The following is an 18,980-nucleotide window of genomic DNA, read 5'->3' as shown; positions in this document are numbered from 1 at the left end:
GCAGTGTACGGACGTTCACTCTGCCGGGCAATTGCTTGAAACCTGCGCCTGGTGTCGGCTAACGTCCTGAATTGTCGCAGAACTTGTCGGTTTCCGTGGTCCATGTAGAAAGGGCGCCTCACGGCGCCCTCTGTGGTTTACTCGGTCTCTGCCTTGGCCGGCTTGCCTGGCAGCAAACCGTCGGCACGGAACATCGCCTTGATGCCGCGCAATGCCTGACGGCTACGGTCCTGATTCTCGATCAGGGCGAAGCGCACGTGGTCGTCGCCATAGTCACCAAAACCGAGGCCGGGCGAGACGCAGACCTTGGCCTCGGCCAGCAGTTTCTTGGCGAACTCCAGCGAGCCCAGGTGAGCGTAGGCCTCGGGAATCTTCGCCCAGATGTACATCGAGGCCTTGGGCTTCTCCACCATCCAGCCGATCTCGTGCAGGCCCTTGACCAGCAGGTTGCGGCGCTGGCGGTACTGCTCGGCGATGTCCAGCACGCACTGCTGGTCACCTTCCAGGGCGGCGATGGCTGCCACTTGCAGCGGGGTGAAGGTGCCGTAGTCGTGGTAGCTCTTGATCCGCGCCAGGGCGCTGACCAGCTCCGGGTTGCCCACCATGAAGCCGATGCGCCAGCCGGCCATGTTGTAGCTCTTGGACAGGGTGAAGAACTCCACCGCGATGTCCTTGGCGCCGGGCACCTGCAAGATCGACGGTGCCTTCCAGCCGTCGTAGACGATGTCGGCATAGGCCAGGTCATGCACCACCAGTACGTCGTACTGCTTGGCCAGGGTTACCACGCGCTCGAAGAAATCCAGCTCCACGCACTGGGCGGTGGGGTTGGACGGGAAGCCGAGGATCATCATCTTCGGCTTGGGAATCGATTCGCGGATGGCGCGTTCCAGCTCGGCGAAGAAGTCCACGCCCGGCACCAGGGGGACGGAACGCACCTGGGCGCCGGCGATTACCGCACCGTAGATGTGGATCGGATAGCTGGGGTTGGGCACCAGCACGGTATCGCCATGATCCAGGGTGGCCAGCATCAGGTGCGCCAGGCCTTCCTTGGAGCCGATGGTGACGATGGCTTCGCTTTCCGGATCGATCTCCACGTCGTAGCGGTCCTTGTACCAGCGCGAGATGGCGCGGCGCAGGCGCGGAATACCGCGAGAGGTGGAGTAGCCGTGGGTGTCTTCACGCTGAGCGACCTGCACGAGCTTGTCGACGATGTGCGGCGGAGTCGCGCCATCGGGGTTACCCATGGAGAAGTCGATGATGTCCTCGCCGCGACGGCGTGCGGCCATCTTCAGTTCGGCGGTGATGTTGAAGACGTAGGGGGGGAGACGATCGATGCGCGCAAAGCGGCGCTTGGCATTGTCAGCCATGATTTCCTCGGATACGTAAGCGCCCGGAACCGTCCGAGCGACGCTGGCCACCGCTGTGGCCGGTGGCAAAGATAAGGGCTGTCGAGCTTGGCTGTCCAGTGCAGTTGCCGGCGAAAACAGCGCAGCAGTCGCTTCAGCTCAGCTCGTTTTTCAAACGCAGCAGCAAGGCGCCGAGTGCTTTCACATCGGGATCTTCGGTGCGCCAGGAACAGAGACTCAGGCGAAAGGCGGGGCGTCCCTGCCAGACGGTCGGTCCGAACCAGACTTCGCCGGAGGCCTGGGCTGCCTGGCGGATGGCGATGGTCTGTTCGTCCGAGTCGCCACGCACCAAGACCTGGTTCAGCACAACCCGATTGAGTACCTGATAGCCGGCGTTGCGCAGTGTGTGGGCCAGCTCTTCAGCCTGGCGGATATGGCGGTCGATCATCGCCTGCAGACCTGTACGGCCCAGATAGGCCAGGGCCGCCCAGATGGCGATGCCCCGGGCGCGGCGAGAGAACTCCAGCGTCAGGTTTTTCTGTGCATCCTTGCTCGCCGAGGCGTAGGCGGCATCGCTGTTCATCGCGACGGCCAGTGCATCGGCGTCACGGCAGATCGCCATGGCGCAGTCGTAGGGGGTGTTCAGCCATTTGTGTCCATCGGTCGTCCAGCTATCCGCCAGCTCGACGCCCTCGAGCAAGTGCGCCGAGGATGATGCGCGCGCCCAGAGGCCGAACGCGCCATCGACATGCACCCAGGCGTTAGCCTTGCGGGCGACGGCAATCAGCTCGGCAAAAGGGTCGAACTCGCCGGTATTGACCTCGCCGGCCTGCAAGATCAGCAGCGTGCGCTCATCCAGTTCAGGGAGGCGGGCCGGGTCGATACGCCCGTACTCGTCCACGGGGGCGTAGTGCAGGTGGTTCATGCCGAAGCCGAGCACGCGCAGCGCTTTCTTCACCGTGATGTGCGCCGTTTCCGCAAGTACGACGCGGATCTGCGGTGCGCCGAGCAATCCGTCACCATCGAAATCCCAGCCCTGGCGGGCCAGTAGCGTGCGCCGTGCAGCGCAAATACAGGCCAGGGTGCAGGCGGTTGCACTGGTGCCAAAGCCCACCGCGCTCTGATCCGGTAGCCCCAGCGCTTGGCAGACCCAGCGTCCTGCAATCTTTTCCAGTCGATCAGCGACTGGAGAATTGTCGAAGGACGAGGCGCATTGATCCCAGGCCAGTACCAGGCGTTCGGCAGCGGCTGCCACTGGCAGCGTCGCGCCGATGACGAAGCCGAAGTAGCGCGCAGCATTGCTCGCCACGGTGGCCGGTGAGCCAATCTCGTCGAGTTGGCGCAGCACCTGCTCGGCATCGCCGCCATCCTCCGGCAGGCTCTGGTCGAAAGTGGCCAGGGCCGCGAGGGCCTGGGCGTCGGGGAAGACCCGCCGTCCGTCAAGGCTGTCCAGGTAGGCGAGAGCTCGTCGATCGGCTTCTGCCAGCAGATTGCGTTCGTTCATGGGCTGTACTCGGTATAGGGCTGAGACCGCTTACCCTAGCCGAGGCGCGCCGGACGGGGCATACACAGGCGCCAGCGAAGGCGACTGCTACAGTTGCCCGAGTGATACAGTCTGAACCGATACAGTGCACTGTTTAAGCGGTACAGTTGCTCAGCCGCCGAGCATGTCGTGCATGGCGATGATCTGTTCGGCCACCTGGATCAGCTTCTGCTGGCGGCTCATGGCCTGGCGCCGCATCAGGGTGTAGGCCTCCTCTTCGTCGCAGCTCTTCATCTTCATCAGCAGGCCCTTGGCCAGTTCCACGCGCTTACGTTCGGCCAGCTGCGCATCACGTGCCTGCAACTGCGCACGCAGCGCCTGGTCGCTCTCGAAGCGGGCCATGGCGACGTCGAGAATCGGCTGCAGGCGCTGGGCATGGATGCCTTCGACGATGTAGGCGCTGACGCCGCTCTGGATCGCCTGACGCATCACGCCGGGGTCATGCTCGTCGGTGAACATGACGATCGGACGCGGCTGGTCGCGGCTGACCAGCACCACCTGTTCCATCACATCGCGTCCGGGGGATTCGGTATCGATCAGAATCACGTCCGGGCGCACCGCCTCGACGCGCTCGGGCAGGTCGATGGTCAGGCCGGATTCGTCGATGACCTCGAAACCCGCCTCGATCAGCGCGCATTTCAGGCGGCCGACTTTCTTGGGGGTATCGTTGATCAGCAGGATACGCAGCATCGATGGCTCTCCGGGCAGTTACAGGGCGACAGCCGGGCCGTCGGCCAGGGTGTGGAGGCGAAAGCTGCGGGCGTAGGCGGCTGGATCGCTGCCGTCCCAGCAGGTGCCGTCCTGCAGGATCGAGCGTCGCATCTCGCTCGGCACTGCGATGCCCAGTGCCGTGGCGGCCTCGCGGTACAGGGCCAGTTGCTGCACCTGACGGGCTATGCCCAGATAGTCGGGGTCGCTGCGTAGCAGGCCCCAGCGGCGGAACTGGGTCATGAACCACATGGCGTCGGACAGGTACGGCTGATTGACCAGGCCGCCGGCGTGGAAGCGCAGCGGGTGCTCGTCCTGCCAGGCGTGGCCGAGGCCGTCCTGATACTGGCCGAGGAAGCGTGGTGTGATCGCTGAAACCGGGGCGTTGACGTATTCGCTGCCGCTCAGCAGCAGGGCGGTGCTGCGTTTGTTCTCTTCGCTTTCGTCGATAAAGCGCGCGGCCTCGAGCACGGCCATGATCAGGGCGCGGGCGGTGTTGGGGTTCTGCTGGGCGAAGGCGCGGGTGCAGCCCAGCACCTTCTCCGGGTGATCCGGCCAGATCGCCTGGATGGTGGTGACGGTGCAGCCGAGCTGCTCATCGACGGCCTTGGCGGTCCAGGGTTCGCCGACGCAGAAGCCGTCGATGCGCTCGGCCTGCAGGTGCTTGATCATCTGCGGTGGCGGCACCACCACGCTGTCGACGTCGCGCAGGGGGTGAATGCCCTGGCTGGCCAGCCAGTAGTAGAGCCACATGGCGTGGGTGCCGGTGGGAAAGGTCTGGGCGAAGGTCAGGTGTGCTTCATGCTGGTGCACGTATTGGTGCAGTGCCTCGCCATTGGTCACGCCGGCCGCTTGCAGGGTGTGCGACAGGTTGATGCTCTGGCCGTTCTGGTTCAGCCCCATGAGTACGGCCATATCGGTTGCCGGAGCGCCGCCAAGGCCAAGCTGCACGCCATAGATCAGGCCGTACAGGCTATGGGCGGCGTCCAGCTCGCCGCTGAGCAGGCGGTCGCGCAGGCCGGCCCAGGACGTCTGGCGTTGCAGTCTGATGCTCAGTCCGTATTTCTCGGCGAAGCCCTGAGTGGCGGCCACCACCACCGAGGCCGAATCGCTCAGCGCCATGAAGCCGATGTCCAGCACGCTCTTTTCCGGAGCGTCGCTGCCCCAGGACCAGGTCAGGGCGTCGCTGCGAGGGGTTTCGTGTTCGCTCATGCTGCTTCCTTAGGCTCACCAGAGGGGGCTTGGCTCGCCGATGGCTGGCCACAAAAAAGCGTCGTACCGAACCCTGGCGCGAAAGGCCGGGATCGATACGACGCCGTTGTCGATCAAGCCATTCCGTCGTTGGAAAGGCTGTTTGTATTCTGATGAAGCAAGGCATATGCCAGCCTGCCAGGTGGCTGGCTGTCAGGAGCGATTGGCCATAAAAAAGCCCCGCACGAGGCGGGGCTTTTCTGTAACGCGTGGATCAGGCCTGAACGACCGGGATCTTGGCGTTTTCCGCAGCTTCACGGAAGTCGGCGATCTGGTCGAAGCTCAGGTAGCGGTAGATGTCGCCAGCCATGCTGTCGATATCCTTGGCGTAGACCATGTACTCCTCGACGGTCGGCAGCTTGCCGAGAATCGAAGCGACCGCAGCCAGTTCGGCAGAGGCCAGGTACACGTTGGCGCCATCGCCCAGACGGTTCGGGAAGTTACGGGTGGAGGTCGACACCACGGTGGAGTTGGCAGCGACGCGAGCCTGGTTACCCATGCACAGCGAGCAGCCCGGCATCTCCATGCGCGCACCGGCCTTGCCGTAGATGCCGTAGTAGCCTTCCTCGGTCAGCTGGTGAGCATCCATCTTGGTCGGCGGCGACAGCCACAGACGGGTCGGGATGCCGCCCTTGACCTTGTCCAGCAGCTTGCCGGCAGCGCGGAAGTGACCGATGTTGGTCATGCACGAACCGATGAACACTTCGTCGATCTTGTCGCCAGCCACGGTGGACAGCAGGCGGGCGTCGTCAGGGTCGTTCGGGGCGCACAGTACCGGCTCGTTGAGCTCGGCCAGGTCGATTTCGATGACTTCGGCGTACTCGGCATCGGCGTCGGCGGACAGCAGTTGCGGGTTGGCCAGCCAGGCTTCCATGGCTTGAGCACGACGCTCCATGGTGCGGGCATCACCGTAGCCTTCGCTGATCATCCAGCGCAGCAGGGTGATGTTGGACTGCAGGTATTCGGCGATGGCCGCTTCCGGCAGTTTGATGGTGCAGCCGGCAGCCGAACGCTCGGCAGAGGCGTCGGACAGCTCGAACGCCTGCTCGACGGTCAGGTTGTCCAGGCCTTCGATCTCGAGGATGCGGCCGGAGAAGATGTTCTTCTTGCCTTTCTTCTCGACGGTCAGCAGGCCTTTCTGGATGGCGTAGTAAGGGATGGCATGCACCAGGTCACGCAGGGTGATACCCGGTTGCATCTTGCCCTTGAAGCGCACCAGAACGGATTCCGGCATGTCCAGCGGCATGACGCCGGTGGCAGCGGCGAAGGCCACCAGGCCGGAGCCGGCCGGGAAGCTGATGCCGATCGGGAAGCGGGTGTGCGAGTCGCCACCGGTGCCGACGGTGTCAGGCAGCAGCATGCGGTTCAGCCAGCTGTGGATGATGCCGTCGCCCGGACGCAGGGACACGCCGCCACGGGTGCGGATGAAGTCCGGCAGGGTGTGGTGGGTGGTGACGTCGATCGGCTTCGGATAGGCCGCAGTGTGGCAGAAGGACTGCATGACCAGGTCAGCGGAGAAGCCCAGGCACGCCAGGTCTTTCAGCTCGTCGCGGGTCATCGGGCCAGTGGTGTCCTGGGAGCCGACGGTGGTCATCTTCGGTTCGCAGTAGGTGCCCGGGCGAACGCCTTTGCCTTCCGGCAGGCCGCAGGCCTTGCCGACCATCTTCTGCGCCAGGGTGTAGCCCTTGCCAGTGTCGATCGGTGCTTCCGGCAGTGCGAACAGGTCGGTCGGGCCCAGGCCCAGCTCGGCACGCGCTTTCTCGGTCAGGCCACGGCCCACGATCAGCGGGATACGGCCGCCAGCGCGGACTTCGTCGAGCAGCACCGGGGTCTTCAGTTCGAAGGTGGTGATGACTTCGTCGGTGCCGTGCTTGCAGACTTTGCCAGCGTGCGGGTAGACGTCGATCACGTCGCCCATGTTGATGTTCGAGACGTCGAACTCGATCGGCAGAGCGCCGGCATCTTCCATGGTGTTGTAGAAGATCGGGGCGATCTTGCTGCCGAAGCAGAAACCGCCAGCGCGCTTGTTCGGCACGTAGGGGATGTCGTCGCCGAAGAACCACAGCACCGAGTTGGTGGCGGATTTACGCGAGGAACCGGTACCGACCACGTCACCGACGTAGGCAACCGGGAAGCCCTTGGCCTTGATCTCTTCGATCTGCTTCAGCGGGCCGACAGCGCCTTGCTGCTCCGGCACGATACCGTCGCGAGCCATTTTCAGCATGGCCAGGGCGTGCAGCGGGATGTCAGGGCGCGACCAGGCGTCCGGGGCAGGGGACAGGTCGTCGGTGTTGGTTTCGCCAGGCACCTTGAACACGGCCAGGCTGTATTTCTCGGCGATGACCGGCTTGTTGGTGAACCATTCGCCATCGGCCCAGGATTGCAGTACGGCCTTGGCGTTGGCATTGCCAGCCTTGGCTTTCTCGGCGACGTCGTGGAAGGCGTCGAACATCAGCAGGGTGTGCTTGAGTTGTTCGGCAGCGACAGTGCCCAGGGTGGCATCGTCCAGCAGCTCGACCATGGTGGCGATGTTGTAGCCGCCCTGCATGGTGCCCAACAGCTCGACAGCGCGTTGCTTGTTGATCAGCGGGGAAGTGGCTTCGCCCTTGGCAACGGCAGAGAGGAAACCGGCCTTGACGTAGGCGGCTTCGTCGACGCCCGGCGGTACGCGGTTGGTGATCAGATCCAGGAGGAATTCTTCTTCACCGGCCGGTGGGTTTTTCAGCAATTCGACCAGGCCAGCGGTCTGCTCGGCGTTCAGCGGCTGGGGAACGATTCCCAGGGCGGCACGCTCTTCTACGTGTTTGCGATAGGCTTCAAGCACAGTTATTACCCTCATCAGTGGTCCCAAAGGGTTGTCCGGGACGCGATCCAGAGACCCATGAACCGGGCGCTTTTCGACTTTATGAGCCGATCAGCCGAGGTTTCACGAGTGTCTTGTAGAAGCTGCTTTCAAAGTTTTACGCCGGCAGGACGGTTTCTGATGAGGGCGGACGCAAGCGCTCGGGGGGACTCCAAGTGGCTGCGCCGCCATCGTACCTGCAGGATCGACTGTGCTCGTGACGCTTTGAAAACAGCTTCCAACGGACATTGGCGCCATAAAAGGCGGGCCGATTCTAATGGAAAGCGCGAATAAAGTTAAGCCGATGTCCTTGTCGTGGCAGGCTGCTGAAAACCTGAGCGGGGTAGGCAATACAAGGCAGAAATGGCGGGAAAAGCGCAGTTTAGCTGCCCTAAATGAGCATTTTTAGGCTGTTTTTAACGCAGTAGTGTCAGCGCAGGTAGTTTTCAGTGGCCTGTCGGCAGGGGTGATCTGGATTAGACAAAGGGCTAAGATGCCAGGCTGTTTTGCCGTCTATGTTGTTTCGCCATGTCCAATCAGCGCATCAAGACGCCCTGCGTGGGGCTTTGTTCGACCGTTTACGGTGATGTCGTGTGCCGTGGTTGCAAGCGCTTTCACCATGAAGTGATCAACTGGAACAGCTACAACGACGATGAGAAACGTGCCGTCTGGACGCGCCTGGAAGTCTTGCTGGTGCAGGTGATGGCGGCCAAGCTGGAGGTGTTCGACGAGCAGCGCCTGCGACGCCAGCTGGAGCAGCGGCAGATTCGCTTCGTACCGCAGCAGTCGCCTTATTGTTGGGCCTATCAGCTGATCGCACGCGGCGCACGGGTGATCAACCAGTTGGAAGCCTACGGCATGGTGTTGTTGCCCGAGTTTCGCAACTGGGCGCTACCTGAATTGCGCGATGCCATCGACCGTGAGTTCTTCCTGTTGTCCGAGGCGCACTACGAGCGCTACATCGCGCCGAAGTTTCTGCGCGAGGGACTGGAACTGCGGGTTTGACTCCTGCGATCCAATAAAAATGCCGCTCGCAATCGAGCGGCATTTTCGTTTCAGTCAATGGCTCAGCGCTGCGCCACCAGCTCTTCGAGATGAGCGATGACATCGTCAGGCTTGAGCACCAGTACGTCGCTCTCCAGTGCATCGAGTATGACCTCGGCAGTGTTGCCGATCAGCGCGCCGGAAAGGCCGGTGCGCGCCACGGTGCCGATCACCGTAACCGCCGCGCTGATCTGGTGGGCGACCTGCGGAATCACCACGTCGGCCGGGCCTTCGAGCACGTGCAGGCGATCGTCGCTGATGTCGTATTCGGCCTGGAAGCTGCGGCACTGTTCGCGGTAGCGCGCTTCGATGGTTTCCTTGAGCTGAAAGGTGGGGTCGGCGGCCGACAGCATCGGCGTCGGGTGTGCGGTGACCACATGCAGGGTGCCCTTGGCCAGCCCGGCGATATCGTAGCCGTGGCTGACGATGCCGGAGTGCAGTGCGTGGTGCTCGCCGTCCGCATTGCCGACGTCAACGGCTGCGAGGATATTGCCGCCGGTCCAGGGGGATTCGCTCTTGACCATCAGCACCGGCGACGGGCAGTAGCGCAGCAGCTTCCAGTCTTCCGGGGTGAGAATGGCCTTCTTCAGCGGGTTGTCGGGCAGGTGCTGCTTGATCACCAGGCTGCAGCCTTCGGCCTGTTGCACGGCGATGATGGTCTGGTGCGGGTTGTCGTGCCAGGACTGCTGAGTGGAAGCGCTGAAGCCTTCCGTGTCGAGGCTGCTGCCGAGATCATTGAGCCAGGCGCTGTGGTCGCCTTTCTTGTCGCAGACCAGCAGATGCAGATGCGACTGGGTGACTCCGGCTATCAGTTTTGCCCGTTTCAGAGCGAGGCCTTCGGGGTGCTGGGGCTCCATCACCACCAGAATGCTGCGTATCGCTTGCATGGTCGTCTCCCTGAGAGTGAATAGCGCTCATTCAACTATAGGTGCGTCGTTGCCAGCGGCTTGTTGACCTGCATCAACGGCGTGCTGGTCGTCGGGCCTGCCACTCGTATAATGGCCCGCCATTTTCAACCTCGCCAGCATCCAGAGCGCTTCAATCATGATGTCAAATACCCAGCATGTTCCGAGTAAAGGCGAGGAACCTGTGTCGATCCTGCAGGAAATTCTTGGTTTTCTCGGTGGCGTCGCCACGCCCGATGCCTGGCTGGACGAGGCCTTGCGCCAGCAGGAGATTCTCCTGCTCGACCATCGCAACCTGGAATACAAGGCGGCGCAGACGGCCCTGAGCCTGATGGGACGCTACCTGACCAAGACCGAATTGACCGCGAGAATGTCGCGTTTGGCCCGTGAGGAGCTGGTGCACTTCGAGCAGGTGAGCAAGATCATCCGTGGTCGTGGCATCGAGGTTCGCCATGTCTCCGCATCCCGCTACGCCGCAGGCCTGCGCGCGCTGCTACGCGGTGGCGAGGTGGAGCGACTGGTGGATGTGCTGGTGGTGGGGGCCTTCATCGAGGCGCGCTCGTGCGAGCGCTTCGCCGCGCTGGTGCCGCGTCTGGACGCCGAGCTGGCCAAGTTCTACGCCGGGTTGCTGGAGAGCGAGGGGCGCCACTACCGGGGCTATCTCAAGCTCGCTTATCTGTATGGCGATGCCGCCGACGTCGATGCCCGTATCGACATCGTGCGTGCGGTTGAGCAGGAACTGATCACCTCGCCGGATGAGCAGTTCCGCTTCCACAGTGGCGTGCCGCTTTAGCGCCTCTGGGGCATTGTTCCTCAAGCGGCATGCCGCGCCATTCAGCAGGCACTGGCGGTCGTCGGCGGCAGCAGTGCCGCCTTGTCACCCCGCAGGACGATCACCGCCAGCAGCACCAGCAGCAATGACATTGCGGCCAGGCCGAAGAACACGCCTTGCAGGGAGCCGACGGTTTCGCGGACGTACCCGGCCAGCAGGTTGCCCAGCGCGCCGCCCATGCCGAAAGCCACCATGCAGATGCCACTGATCTGCATGGTCGCGGTGGACGAATAACGACGGTTGACCCAGCCGGCAACGATGCCCCACATGGGAAAGTACATCAGCCCGTAGCCGAACCCGGCGACCAGCGCCCAGCGTCCCGGATCATGGGCAAACGCCCACAGGCCCGCGGCAAAGCCGCTGAATATCAACATCAAGGCCACGCCGTGGCCCTTGCGGTCGGCCAGCCTGCCGATCACCAGCCCGGCGAGCATGCCAGTGCCGCCGACCATCGCCCAGGTGTAGCCGCCCAGCGTCGCCGGCAGGCCGAGTTCGGCCAGGTAGGTGTTGAGCCAGTAGGAGAACGGCATGGTGGTGAATCCCACCAGCAGGCAGATCAGGCAGGCGATCAGGGCGGTGCGTTCACCGAGGACGATCGCCAGCAGGCGCCGTGGGGCGATCATCGCCTCGCGGTTGTCCATTGTCGCGCCGGGCGCTTTGGGCAGATTTCGCAGCAGATGCCAGGTCAGGCAGACCACCAGCGCGCCGAACAGTGCGGCGAGTTGCCAGCTCATCTGCCAGCCGAGTGCGGGCACCACCAGGAGTATCAGCAGGCCGTTGATGGCATAGCCCCAGGCCGTGCCGCTGGAGGCGCAGGAGAGGTAGGTGGCGCGGTCTTCAGGGCGGGCGCAGCGGCTCAGGATCTCGACGATGCAACCCCAGCTGATCGCTGCGCTGGCGGCCAGGCAGGTCAACACCAGGGTGATGGCCAGGGGATCGCGTAGCTGCGACATCATGAACAGCAGGCAACTGGCCAGGCAGCCGGTCAGCAGAGCCAGGCGACTGGTGCCGAGGTGATGGCCGAACGTACCCAGCAGCAGGGCGCCGCCCAGATAGGCCAGTTGGGTCAGTGCGCCGATGGTTGCCAATTGCCAGGAGCTGAACCCGATGGATTCCCCCATGAAAGGCAGCAGCGCGGCGAACAGGAACATGCCGAATCCATGGCTGACGATCTGGTTCATGGCGAACGTGGTGGGCATCCGCATGGATTCGGGCTCCGCAAAGGTGGGATGGACATCCGCAGGTCGCGGATGGCGCTAAGGTAGAGGCTTGCCAGAATTCGTGGAAACGATAAATATTGATCGTCACCTTCAATAAAGCTGAATTCTGCGATGCGCGACCTGCCCATAGCGCTGCTGCGTACCTTCGTGGTGGTCGCCGAGACGCTCAACCTGACCAGTGCAGCGCTGCGCCTGCATCGCGCGCCGTCGACCATCAGCATGCAGCTCAACCGCCTGGAGGCCCTGGTGGCGGTTGAGCTGCTGCAGCGCGGGCAGTATGGCGTCAGGCTGACCCATGCCGGCGAACAGCTGAAGGCCCATGCTCAGCAGTTGCTCAACCTGCATGACCGCGTGCTGGGCAGCTTTCGCCACGCCGAGATAATAGGGCGGGTGCGCTTTGGCACGCATGACCAGTACGCCACGCGCAACCTCACGCCGCTGCTGGAAGCCTTCGTCCTGAGTTATCCCGAGGCCAGCCTCGAGGTGCTCTGTGATCACCGCCCCGAGTATCTGGCGACATGCGTGGCAGAGGGCAAGCTGGATCTGGCGTTGGCAGAGATGCCGGTTGCCTCTGGCGGTGGCAGCCGGCTGTTTCGCGACCAGTTGGTCTGGGTGCGCACCGATGCCCATGCGCTCCATGAGCGTATGCCCTTGCCGCTGGCGGTATTCGTCGAGGGTTGCCTGCATCGTGACTCGGCATGCGCGGCGCTTGCCGCTGCTGGGATTGCATACCGAATCGCCTTTGCCAGCCAAAGCCGCGCCGGTGTCCTGGCTGCGGTGCGCGCTGGAATCGGTGTGGGCATCGTGCCACGCTCGACTCTGGAGCCGGATCTGCGGGTGATCGAAACCTTGCCCGCGCTACCGGCGACTGACATCACCCTGTTCGTCGCCGATCAGGTCAACGAGGCGACCCGGCGTCTGGCGCAGACCATCGAGGCAAGCCCGCAGTACCGCGTGGGGCAGTGATCAGGCGAGCGGGAAGGGCGCCTGCTGCCAATCCGCACCGTCGATCTGCAAGGCCCAGCCCTGGCGATCCCAGTCGCCCAGCACGATGCGCCGTGCCGGTTGGCCGTTAACGATCAGCTCATGCATCGCCGGCCTGTGGGTGTGCCCGTGAATCAGCGTACGCACGCCGTGCGCAGCCATCACCCTGACCACTTCCTCTGGGGTGACATCGACGATCTCGCTGGCCTTCATCCGCGTCTGCGCGCGGCTTTCGTTGCGCAGCTTGCGCGCCAGCTTCTGGCGCGTGCCTAGCGGCAGGTTGCGCAGGATCAGCAGGCTGAGCGGGTTGCGCAGCCAGCGACGCAGCTTCATGTAGCCGACATCCAGGGTGCACAGGCTGTCGCCATGCATCAGCAGCACGCGTTTACCGCCCAGCTGCACCGTGCAGGGATCGCTGAGCAGGGTGCAGCCCGCCTCACGGCAGAAGCGCTTGCCGATGAGAAAGTCGCGATTGCCATGCATCAGATAGAGACGCGTGCCGGCGTCGCTCAATTCGCGCAGGGCAGTGGCTATCTCGTGCTGGAAGGGCGTCATGCCATCGTCACCGATCCAGACTTCGAAGAAGTCGCCGAGGATGTACAGCGCCTCGGCCAGGCGCGCGCGCGTTGAGAGAAAATGCAGAAACGCCCGGGTGATGTCCGGGCGTTTCTCTTCGAGGTGCAGATCGGAGATCAGCAGGATCATCGACTTACTCGGCTACGACTTCAGCCTTCTCGATGATCACGTCGTCCACCGGAACGTCCTGGTGGCCGGATTTCATGGTGGTGGCCACGCCCTTGATCTTCTCGACCACGTCCATGCCTTCGACCACTTCACCGAACACGGCGTAGCCCCAGCCCTGAACGGTCGGTGCGCTGTGGTTGAGGAAGGCGTTGTCGGCGACGTTGATGAAGAACTGCGCGCTGGCCGAATGCGGCTCCATGGTGCGGGCCATGGCGACGGTGCCGACCTTGTTGGCGACGCCGTTGTTGGCTTCGTTCTTGATCGGTGCGCGGGTCGGCTTTTGCTTCATGCCCGGCTCGAAACCGCCGCCCTGGATCATGAAGTTGCCGATCACGCGGTGGAAGATGGTGCCGTCGTAATGGCCTTCCTTCACGTATTGCTCGAAGTTGGCCACGGTTTCCGGGGCCTTGTTGGCGAACAGGTTCAGGGTGATGACGCCGTGGTTGGTGTGCAGTTTGATCATGATCGTATCCGTGATGAGGCAGGTTCGAGCCAGTGGCCCTAGGTGAACAGCGCTTGTCAGGGTGGCATGCACCCTGTCAGGGGCTTGACAGGTTGGTTATGATACGGACTTTGCCCGAAGCGGCCTACCCTGTGCCGCGCCAGTATTGTTAAGGACACCATGAGCAAGCCTACCGTCGAAAAAGCTGCCAATTTCCTGCGCCCCATCGTCCAGGCTGACCTGGACAGCGGCAAACACGCCCAGATCGTGACCCGCTTTCCGCCGGAGCCCAACGGCTATCTGCACATCGGCCATGCCAAGAGCATCTGCCTGAACTTCGGCCTGGCCGAAGAGTTCGGCGGCCAGTGCAACCTGCGTTTCGACGACACCAACCCGGCCAAGGAAGACCAGGAATACATCGACGCGATCAAGGCTGACGTCGAATGGCTGGGTTTCAAGTGGGCCGGCGAGGAGCGCTACGCCTCCAACTACTTCGACCAGCTGCATGCCTGGGCCATCGAGCTGATCAAGGCTGGCAAGGCTTTCGTCTGCGACCTCAATGCCGAGCAAATGCGCGAGTACCGCGGCAGTCTCAACGAGCCGGGCAAGAACAGCCCGTTCCGTGAGCGCAGCGTCGAAGAGAACCTCGACCTGTTCGCCCGCATGAAGGCCGGTGAGTTCCCCGACGGCGCTCGTTCGCTGCGCGCCAAGATCGACATGGCCTCGCCGAACATCAACCTGCGCGACCCGATCCTCTACCGCATCCGTCACGCCCACCACCATCAGACCGGCGACAAGTGGTGCATCTACCCGAGCTACGACTTCACCCATGGCCAGTCCGATGCCATCGAAGGTGTGACCCACTCGATCTGCACCCTGGAGTTCGAAGATCACCGCCCGCTGTACGAATGGTTCCTGGAAAACCTGGCTGTGCCGGCGCAACCGCGCCAGTACGAATTTGCCCGCCTCAACCTGAACTACACCATCACCAGCAAGCGCAAGCTCAAGCAACTGGTCGACGAGAAGCACGTCAACGGCTGGGACGACCCGCGCATGTCGACGTTGTCCGGCTATCGCCGTCGCGGCTATACCCCGGCTTCGATCCGTACCTTCTGCGACATGATCGGCGTCAACCGCGCCGGTGGCCTGGTGGACATCGGCATGCTCGAGTTCGCCATTCGTGACGACCTGGACGCCAACGCCGCGCGCGCCATGTGCGTGCTCAAGCCGCTGAAAGTGGTGATCACCAATTACCCCGAGGGCAAGCTGGAGAACCTCGAACTGTCGCGCCATCCCAAGCAGGACATGGGCGTGCGCGTGTTGCCGTTCTCCCGCGAGATCTACATCGACGCCAGCGATTTCGAGGAAACCCCGCCGGACGGCTTCAAGCGCCTGATCCCGGGCGGCGAAGTGCGCCTGCGCGGCAGCTACGTGATCCGCGCCGACGAGGCCATCAAGGACGCCGCCGGCAATATCGTCGAGCTGCGCTGCTCCTATGACGAGAACACCCTGGGCAAGAACCCCGAAGGACGCAAGGTCAAGGGCGTGATCCACTGGGTGCCGGCAGCCGAAAGCGTCGAGTGCGAAGTGCGTCTGTACGACCGCCTGTTCCGCTCGGCCAATCCGGAGAAGAGTGAAGAGGGCGGCAGCTTCCTCGACAACATCAACCCCGAGTCGCTGGTGGTGCTCACCGGTTGCCGCGCCGAGCCTTCGCTGGCTCAGGCTGCTGCCGAGGACCGTTTCCAGTTCGAGCGCGAAGGCTACTTCTGCCTGGACAAGGATTCGACTGCCGATGCGCTGGTGTTCAACCGTACCGTCACCTTGCGCGATTCGTGGGGGCAGTAATGGCACTGTCGATCTACAACACGCTTAGCAAGGTCAAGGAACCGTTCAAGCCGCTGATCGGTAACAGCGTACGCATGTACGTGTGCGGCATGACCGTTTATGACTTCTGCCACATTGGCCATGCCCGGGTGATGGTCGCCTTCGACGTGGTCACCCGCTGGCTGCGTCAGCGCGGCTATGACGTGACCTATGTGCGCAATATCACCGACATCGATGACAAGATCATCAAGCGCGCCAATGAGAACGGCGAGCCGTTCGAGGTGCTGGTCGAGCGCATGATCGCGGCGATGCACGAGGACGAGGCGCGCCTGTCCGTGCTGCGCCCGGACATCGAGCCGCGCGCCACGGGCCATATCGCCGGCATGCACCAGATGATCCAGACCCTGATCGACAAGGGCTTCGCCTACGCGCCGGGCAATGGCGACGTGTACTACCGCGTCGGCAAGTTCGTGGGCTACGGCAAGCTGTCGCGCAAGAAGATCGAAGACCTGAAGATCGGTGCGCGCATCGAGATCGACGAGGCCAAGGAAGATCCGCTGGACTTCGTCCTGTGGAAGGGCGTCAAACCGGGTGAGCCGAGCTGGCAGTCGCCTTGGGGCGCTGGGCGTCCGGGCTGGCATATCGAGTGCTCGGTGATGTCCACCTGCTGCCTCGGCGAGACCTTCGACATCCACGGCGGCGGCCCGGATCTGGTGTTCCCGCACCACGAGAACGAGATCGCGCAGAGTGAGGCGGCTACCGGCAAGCAGTACGCCAATGCCTGGATGCACGCCGGCGCCGTGCGCGTGGATGGCGAGAAGATGTCCAAGAGCCTGGGCAACTTCTTCACCATCCGCGAGGTGCTGGAGAAGTATCAGCCGGAGGTGGTGCGCTACCTGCTGGTGTCCAGCCACTACCGCAGCCCGATCAACTACTCGGAAGAGAGCCTCAAGGAAGCCAAGGGTGCCCTGGAGCGCTTCTACAATGGTCTGAAAGGCCTGCCGGAAGTCGCGCCTGCCGGTGGCGAGAGCTTCGTCGAGCGCTTCGGCGCAGCGATGGACGACGACTTCAACTCGCCGGAAGCCTGCGCGGTGTTGTTCGAGATGATTCGCGAGGTCAACCGCCTGCGCGAATCCGACGTGCAGGCCGCTGCCGGCCTGGCTGCCCAGCTCAAGCAACTGGCCAGCGTGCTCGGTGTGCTGCAGCTTGAGCCGGAGGCGTTTCTGCAAGCTGGCGCCGCTGGTAAAGTCGATGCCGCCGAGGTCGAGGCGCTGATCGCCGCGCGCCTGCAGGCCCGCGCCGACAAGAACTGGGCAGAAAGCGACCGCATCCGCGACCAGATCACCGCCATGGGCGTGGTGCTGGAAGACGGCAAGGGCGGCACCACCTGGCGCCTGGCCGAATAGGGCTGGTGCTTAACGACAAAGGCCGCTTCTCAGCGGCCTTTGTCGTTTCTGGGAGGGCGCGCTAGCGAGGCTGGCGGGCGTCGAAATGCGCGGCCCAGCGCTGTTCTCGAAATCGCTCGACGATGAAGTCGATGAACACTCGCGTCTTGGCTGGCAACTGCTTCTGGGCGCTGAAGTACAGGCTGAGGCTACCGGTGTCGACATACCAGTCCGGCAATACTCGCTGCAAGCTGCCACGTTGCAGATAGGGTAGCGCGTGGACGGTGCTGACCAGGGTGATGCCCAGGCCTTGCTGGGCGGCATGGCAGGCTGCTTCGGGGTCGTTGAAGGTCATGCGCTGCTTGAGTTCGAAGGTGGCTTGATGGTCGTCACGGGTGCGCAGTGGCCAGCTGCGCACCCGGCCAGTTTGCGGCGAACGCATGAGGATGCCGTCGTGCCGTGCCAGATCCTCCGGCGTTTCGATGGTGGGATGCCTGGCAAGGTAGTGCGCCGACGCCAGCAGCACCCGGTGAGCAGGGGCCAACTGCCGGGCAATTGCGCCAGGAGGCAGCTCGAAGCCGCCGCCGATGGCCGCGTCGAAACCCTCGCCGATAAGGTCGACGGCGCGGTTGTCGAAATGCCAGTCCGGGCTGATCGCCGGGTAGCGCGCGAGGAAATCGCTCAGGTGCGGCAGGATGTAATCGCGGCCGAACGCCAGGCCCATGCTCACCTTGAGGGTGCCTGCGGGTTGGCCCTGGCTGCTCGCCAGATTGGCCACTGCGCCCTGAATGCTCGCCAGTCCGCCCGACACCTCGGCAAGAAAGCGTTCGCCGGCCTCGGTCAGGGTCAGACGTCTGGTGCTGCGCAGGAACAGACGCACGCCGAGGTTGGACTCTAATCGGGCGACGTTCTTGCCCACGGCTGCTGGGGTCAGGCCCAGTCGCCGTGCGGCCTCGGCGAAGCTGCCTGCCTCGGCTGCACGGACGAAGCACTCGATGCTGCTGAGGGTTTCCATGGATGCTCCGTAAACCATTGGTATCGACTGAATATAGCGATTGCCAGCTTATCGGTTGTGAGTCGTGGGTGAATACTGAGTCCGTGCTTCATTCAACCCCTCAGTCACAGGAGATTAGCCATGAGCCTCAATCAACCCCTTGCAAACAAGGTCGCCTTCATTCAGGGCGGTTCGCGCGGCATCGGTGCCGCCATCGCCCAACGCCTGGCCAAGGACGGTGCAGCCGTTGCATTGACCTACGTCTCTTCGGCGTCTGGTGCCCTCGAAGTGGTGCGTGAAATCGAAGCCGTCGGTGGCCACGCCATCGCCATCCAGGCTGACAGTCGTGACGAGCAGGCCATTCGCGCCGCCATCCGACACGCGCTGGATACCTTCGGTCGACTCGATATTCTGGTGAATAACGCCGGTGTGCTGGCGGTGGCGCCGATCGAAGAGTTCAGCGTCGAGGATCTTGATCGCACCCTTGACGTCAACGTGCGTAGTGTAGTGATCGCCAGCCAGGAGGCCGCGCGGGTGATGGGCGAGGGCGGCCGCATCATCACCATCGGCAGCACCAACGCCGAGCGCATGCCGTTCGCCGGTGGTTCGGTCTATGCGCTGAGCAAGGCGGCGGTAGCTGGTTTCACCAAAGGCCTGGCTCGTGATCTGGGGCCGCGCGGCATCACGGTCAACAACGTGCAGCCTGGTCCGGTGGATACCGATATGAACCCGGATCATGGTGATTTCGCCCAGTCACTGAAGCAGACCATGGCCCTGCAGCGCTATGGTAAGGCCGAGGAAATCGCCAGCTTCGTGGCCTATCTGGCTGGCCCTGAGGCGGCTTACATCACAGGCGCCAACCTGACCATTGACGGTGGTTTCTCGGCCTGACAAGGCGGGGGCGCCCGCAGAGTGC

At 63.3% G+C, this 18,980-nt stretch carries 16 protein-coding genes; 6 read left to right on the top strand and 10 right to left on the bottom strand.

Annotation, left to right across the window (positions count from 1 at the left end):
• Window positions 1-137: 137 nt before the first annotated feature.
• The 5 genes from alaC to acnB all read right to left on the bottom strand — a co-directional run bounded on the left by alaC (window position 138) and on the right by acnB (window position 7,672).
• Entirely contained in the window at window positions 138-1,367 is a 1,230-nt protein-coding gene (gene alaC / locus ACN8M7_RS09335) for an alanine transaminase (protein ID WP_490260565.1), read from the bottom strand.
• Window positions 1,368-1,500: 133 nt separating this feature from the next.
• Window positions 1,501-2,850 carry a pyridoxal phosphate-dependent decarboxylase family protein gene (locus ACN8M7_RS09330; protein ID WP_490260564.1) on the bottom strand — a complete coding sequence of 450 codons (1,350 nt, stop codon included), beginning with the start codon at window positions 2,848-2,850 and terminating at the stop codon, window positions 1,501-1,503.
• 150 nt (window positions 2,851-3,000) lie between these two features.
• Window positions 3,001-3,579 carry an ANTAR domain-containing response regulator gene (locus ACN8M7_RS09325; protein WP_061239133.1) on the bottom strand — a complete coding sequence of 193 codons (579 nt, stop codon included), beginning with the start codon at window positions 3,577-3,579 and terminating at the stop codon, window positions 3,001-3,003.
• 18 nt (window positions 3,580-3,597) lie between these two features.
• Window positions 3,598-4,809 carry a CmpA/NrtA family ABC transporter substrate-binding protein gene (locus ACN8M7_RS09320; RefSeq protein ID WP_490260563.1) on the bottom strand — a complete coding sequence of 404 codons (1,212 nt, stop codon included), beginning with the start codon at window positions 4,807-4,809 and terminating at the stop codon, window positions 3,598-3,600.
• A gap of 253 nt (window positions 4,810-5,062) precedes the next feature.
• Window positions 5,063-7,672, bottom strand: a complete 2,610-nt coding sequence (acnB, locus tag ACN8M7_RS09315; protein ID WP_490260745.1) for a bifunctional aconitate hydratase 2/2-methylisocitrate dehydratase — start codon at window positions 7,670-7,672, stop codon at window positions 5,063-5,065.
• Window positions 7,673-8,218: 546 nt separating this feature from the next.
• Here acnB and ACN8M7_RS09310 point away from each other — a divergent pair.
• The gene (locus ACN8M7_RS09310) at window positions 8,219-8,695 is read left to right on the top strand and encodes a DUF1289 domain-containing protein (RefSeq protein WP_061239136.1); all 477 of its coding nucleotides are present in this window, start codon (window positions 8,219-8,221) and stop codon (window positions 8,693-8,695) included.
• A 62-nt stretch (window positions 8,696-8,757) separates the two neighbouring features.
• On the opposite strand, the gene ACN8M7_RS09305 is transcribed toward ACN8M7_RS09310, so the two are convergent.
• Window positions 8,758-9,621, bottom strand: a complete 864-nt coding sequence (locus ACN8M7_RS09305) for a universal stress protein (protein ID WP_061239137.1) — start codon at window positions 9,619-9,621, stop codon at window positions 8,758-8,760.
• Window positions 9,622-9,778: 157 nt separating this feature from the next.
• Between ACN8M7_RS09305 and ACN8M7_RS09300 the strand changes: the two genes are divergently transcribed.
• The gene (locus ACN8M7_RS09300; RefSeq protein WP_490260562.1) at window positions 9,779-10,432 is read left to right on the top strand and encodes a MiaE family protein; all 654 of its coding nucleotides are present in this window, start codon (window positions 9,779-9,781) and stop codon (window positions 10,430-10,432) included.
• A 41-nt stretch (window positions 10,433-10,473) separates the two neighbouring features.
• On the opposite strand, the gene ACN8M7_RS09295 is transcribed toward ACN8M7_RS09300, so the two are convergent.
• Complete coding sequence (locus tag ACN8M7_RS09295; protein WP_490260561.1) at window positions 10,474-11,676, bottom strand: MFS transporter; 1,203 nt, start codon at window positions 11,674-11,676, stop codon at window positions 10,474-10,476.
• 126 nt (window positions 11,677-11,802) lie between these two features.
• Between ACN8M7_RS09295 and ACN8M7_RS09290 the strand changes: the two genes are divergently transcribed.
• The gene (locus ACN8M7_RS09290; RefSeq protein WP_490260560.1) at window positions 11,803-12,657 is read left to right on the top strand and encodes a LysR family transcriptional regulator; all 855 of its coding nucleotides are present in this window, start codon (window positions 11,803-11,805) and stop codon (window positions 12,655-12,657) included.
• Here the strand turns inward: ACN8M7_RS09290 and lpxH are convergent, their stop codons facing one another.
• The gene (lpxH, locus tag ACN8M7_RS09285) at window positions 12,658-13,380 is read right to left on the bottom strand and encodes a UDP-2,3-diacylglucosamine diphosphatase (protein WP_490260559.1); all 723 of its coding nucleotides are present in this window, start codon (window positions 13,378-13,380) and stop codon (window positions 12,658-12,660) included. It lies immediately after the preceding gene.
• A 4-nt stretch (window positions 13,381-13,384) separates the two neighbouring features.
• Window positions 13,385-13,882, bottom strand: coding sequence for a peptidylprolyl isomerase (locus ACN8M7_RS09280; protein WP_490260558.1), 498 nt, complete (start codon window positions 13,880-13,882; stop codon window positions 13,385-13,387).
• 159 nt (window positions 13,883-14,041) lie between these two features.
• On the opposite strand from ACN8M7_RS09280, the gene ACN8M7_RS09275 reads away from it, so the two are divergent.
• Both ACN8M7_RS09275 and cysS read left to right on the top strand, forming a co-directional pair.
• Window positions 14,042-15,706 carry a glutamine--tRNA ligase/YqeY domain fusion protein gene (locus tag ACN8M7_RS09275; RefSeq protein ID WP_490260557.1) on the top strand — a complete coding sequence of 555 codons (1,665 nt, stop codon included), beginning with the start codon at window positions 14,042-14,044 and terminating at the stop codon, window positions 15,704-15,706.
• Window positions 15,706-17,091 (top strand): cysteine--tRNA ligase, encoded by a 1,386-nt coding sequence (gene cysS, locus ACN8M7_RS09270; protein WP_490260556.1) that lies wholly within the window; start codon window positions 15,706-15,708, stop codon window positions 17,089-17,091. The genes ACN8M7_RS09275 and cysS overlap by 1 nt, the downstream gene beginning before the upstream one ends.
• A 61-nt stretch (window positions 17,092-17,152) precedes the next feature.
• Here cysS and ACN8M7_RS09265 read toward each other — a convergent pair whose 3' ends face one another.
• Window positions 17,153-18,085, bottom strand: coding sequence for a LysR family transcriptional regulator (locus ACN8M7_RS09265; protein ID WP_490260555.1), 933 nt, complete (start codon window positions 18,083-18,085; stop codon window positions 17,153-17,155).
• Between the two features lie 120 nt (window positions 18,086-18,205).
• On the opposite strand from ACN8M7_RS09265, the gene ACN8M7_RS09260 reads away from it, so the two are divergent.
• Window positions 18,206-18,955, top strand: a complete 750-nt coding sequence (locus ACN8M7_RS09260) for a 3-oxoacyl-ACP reductase family protein (RefSeq protein WP_061239146.1) — start codon at window positions 18,206-18,208, stop codon at window positions 18,953-18,955.
• Window positions 18,956-18,980: the final 25 nt, after the last annotated feature.

This window comes from Pseudomonas spartinae (genome assembly GCF_965197125.1).
Lineage (GTDB): Bacteria > Pseudomonadota > Gammaproteobacteria > Pseudomonadales > Pseudomonadaceae > Aquipseudomonas > Aquipseudomonas composti_A.
This window is presented reverse-complemented; position numbering and strand designations above follow the sequence as displayed.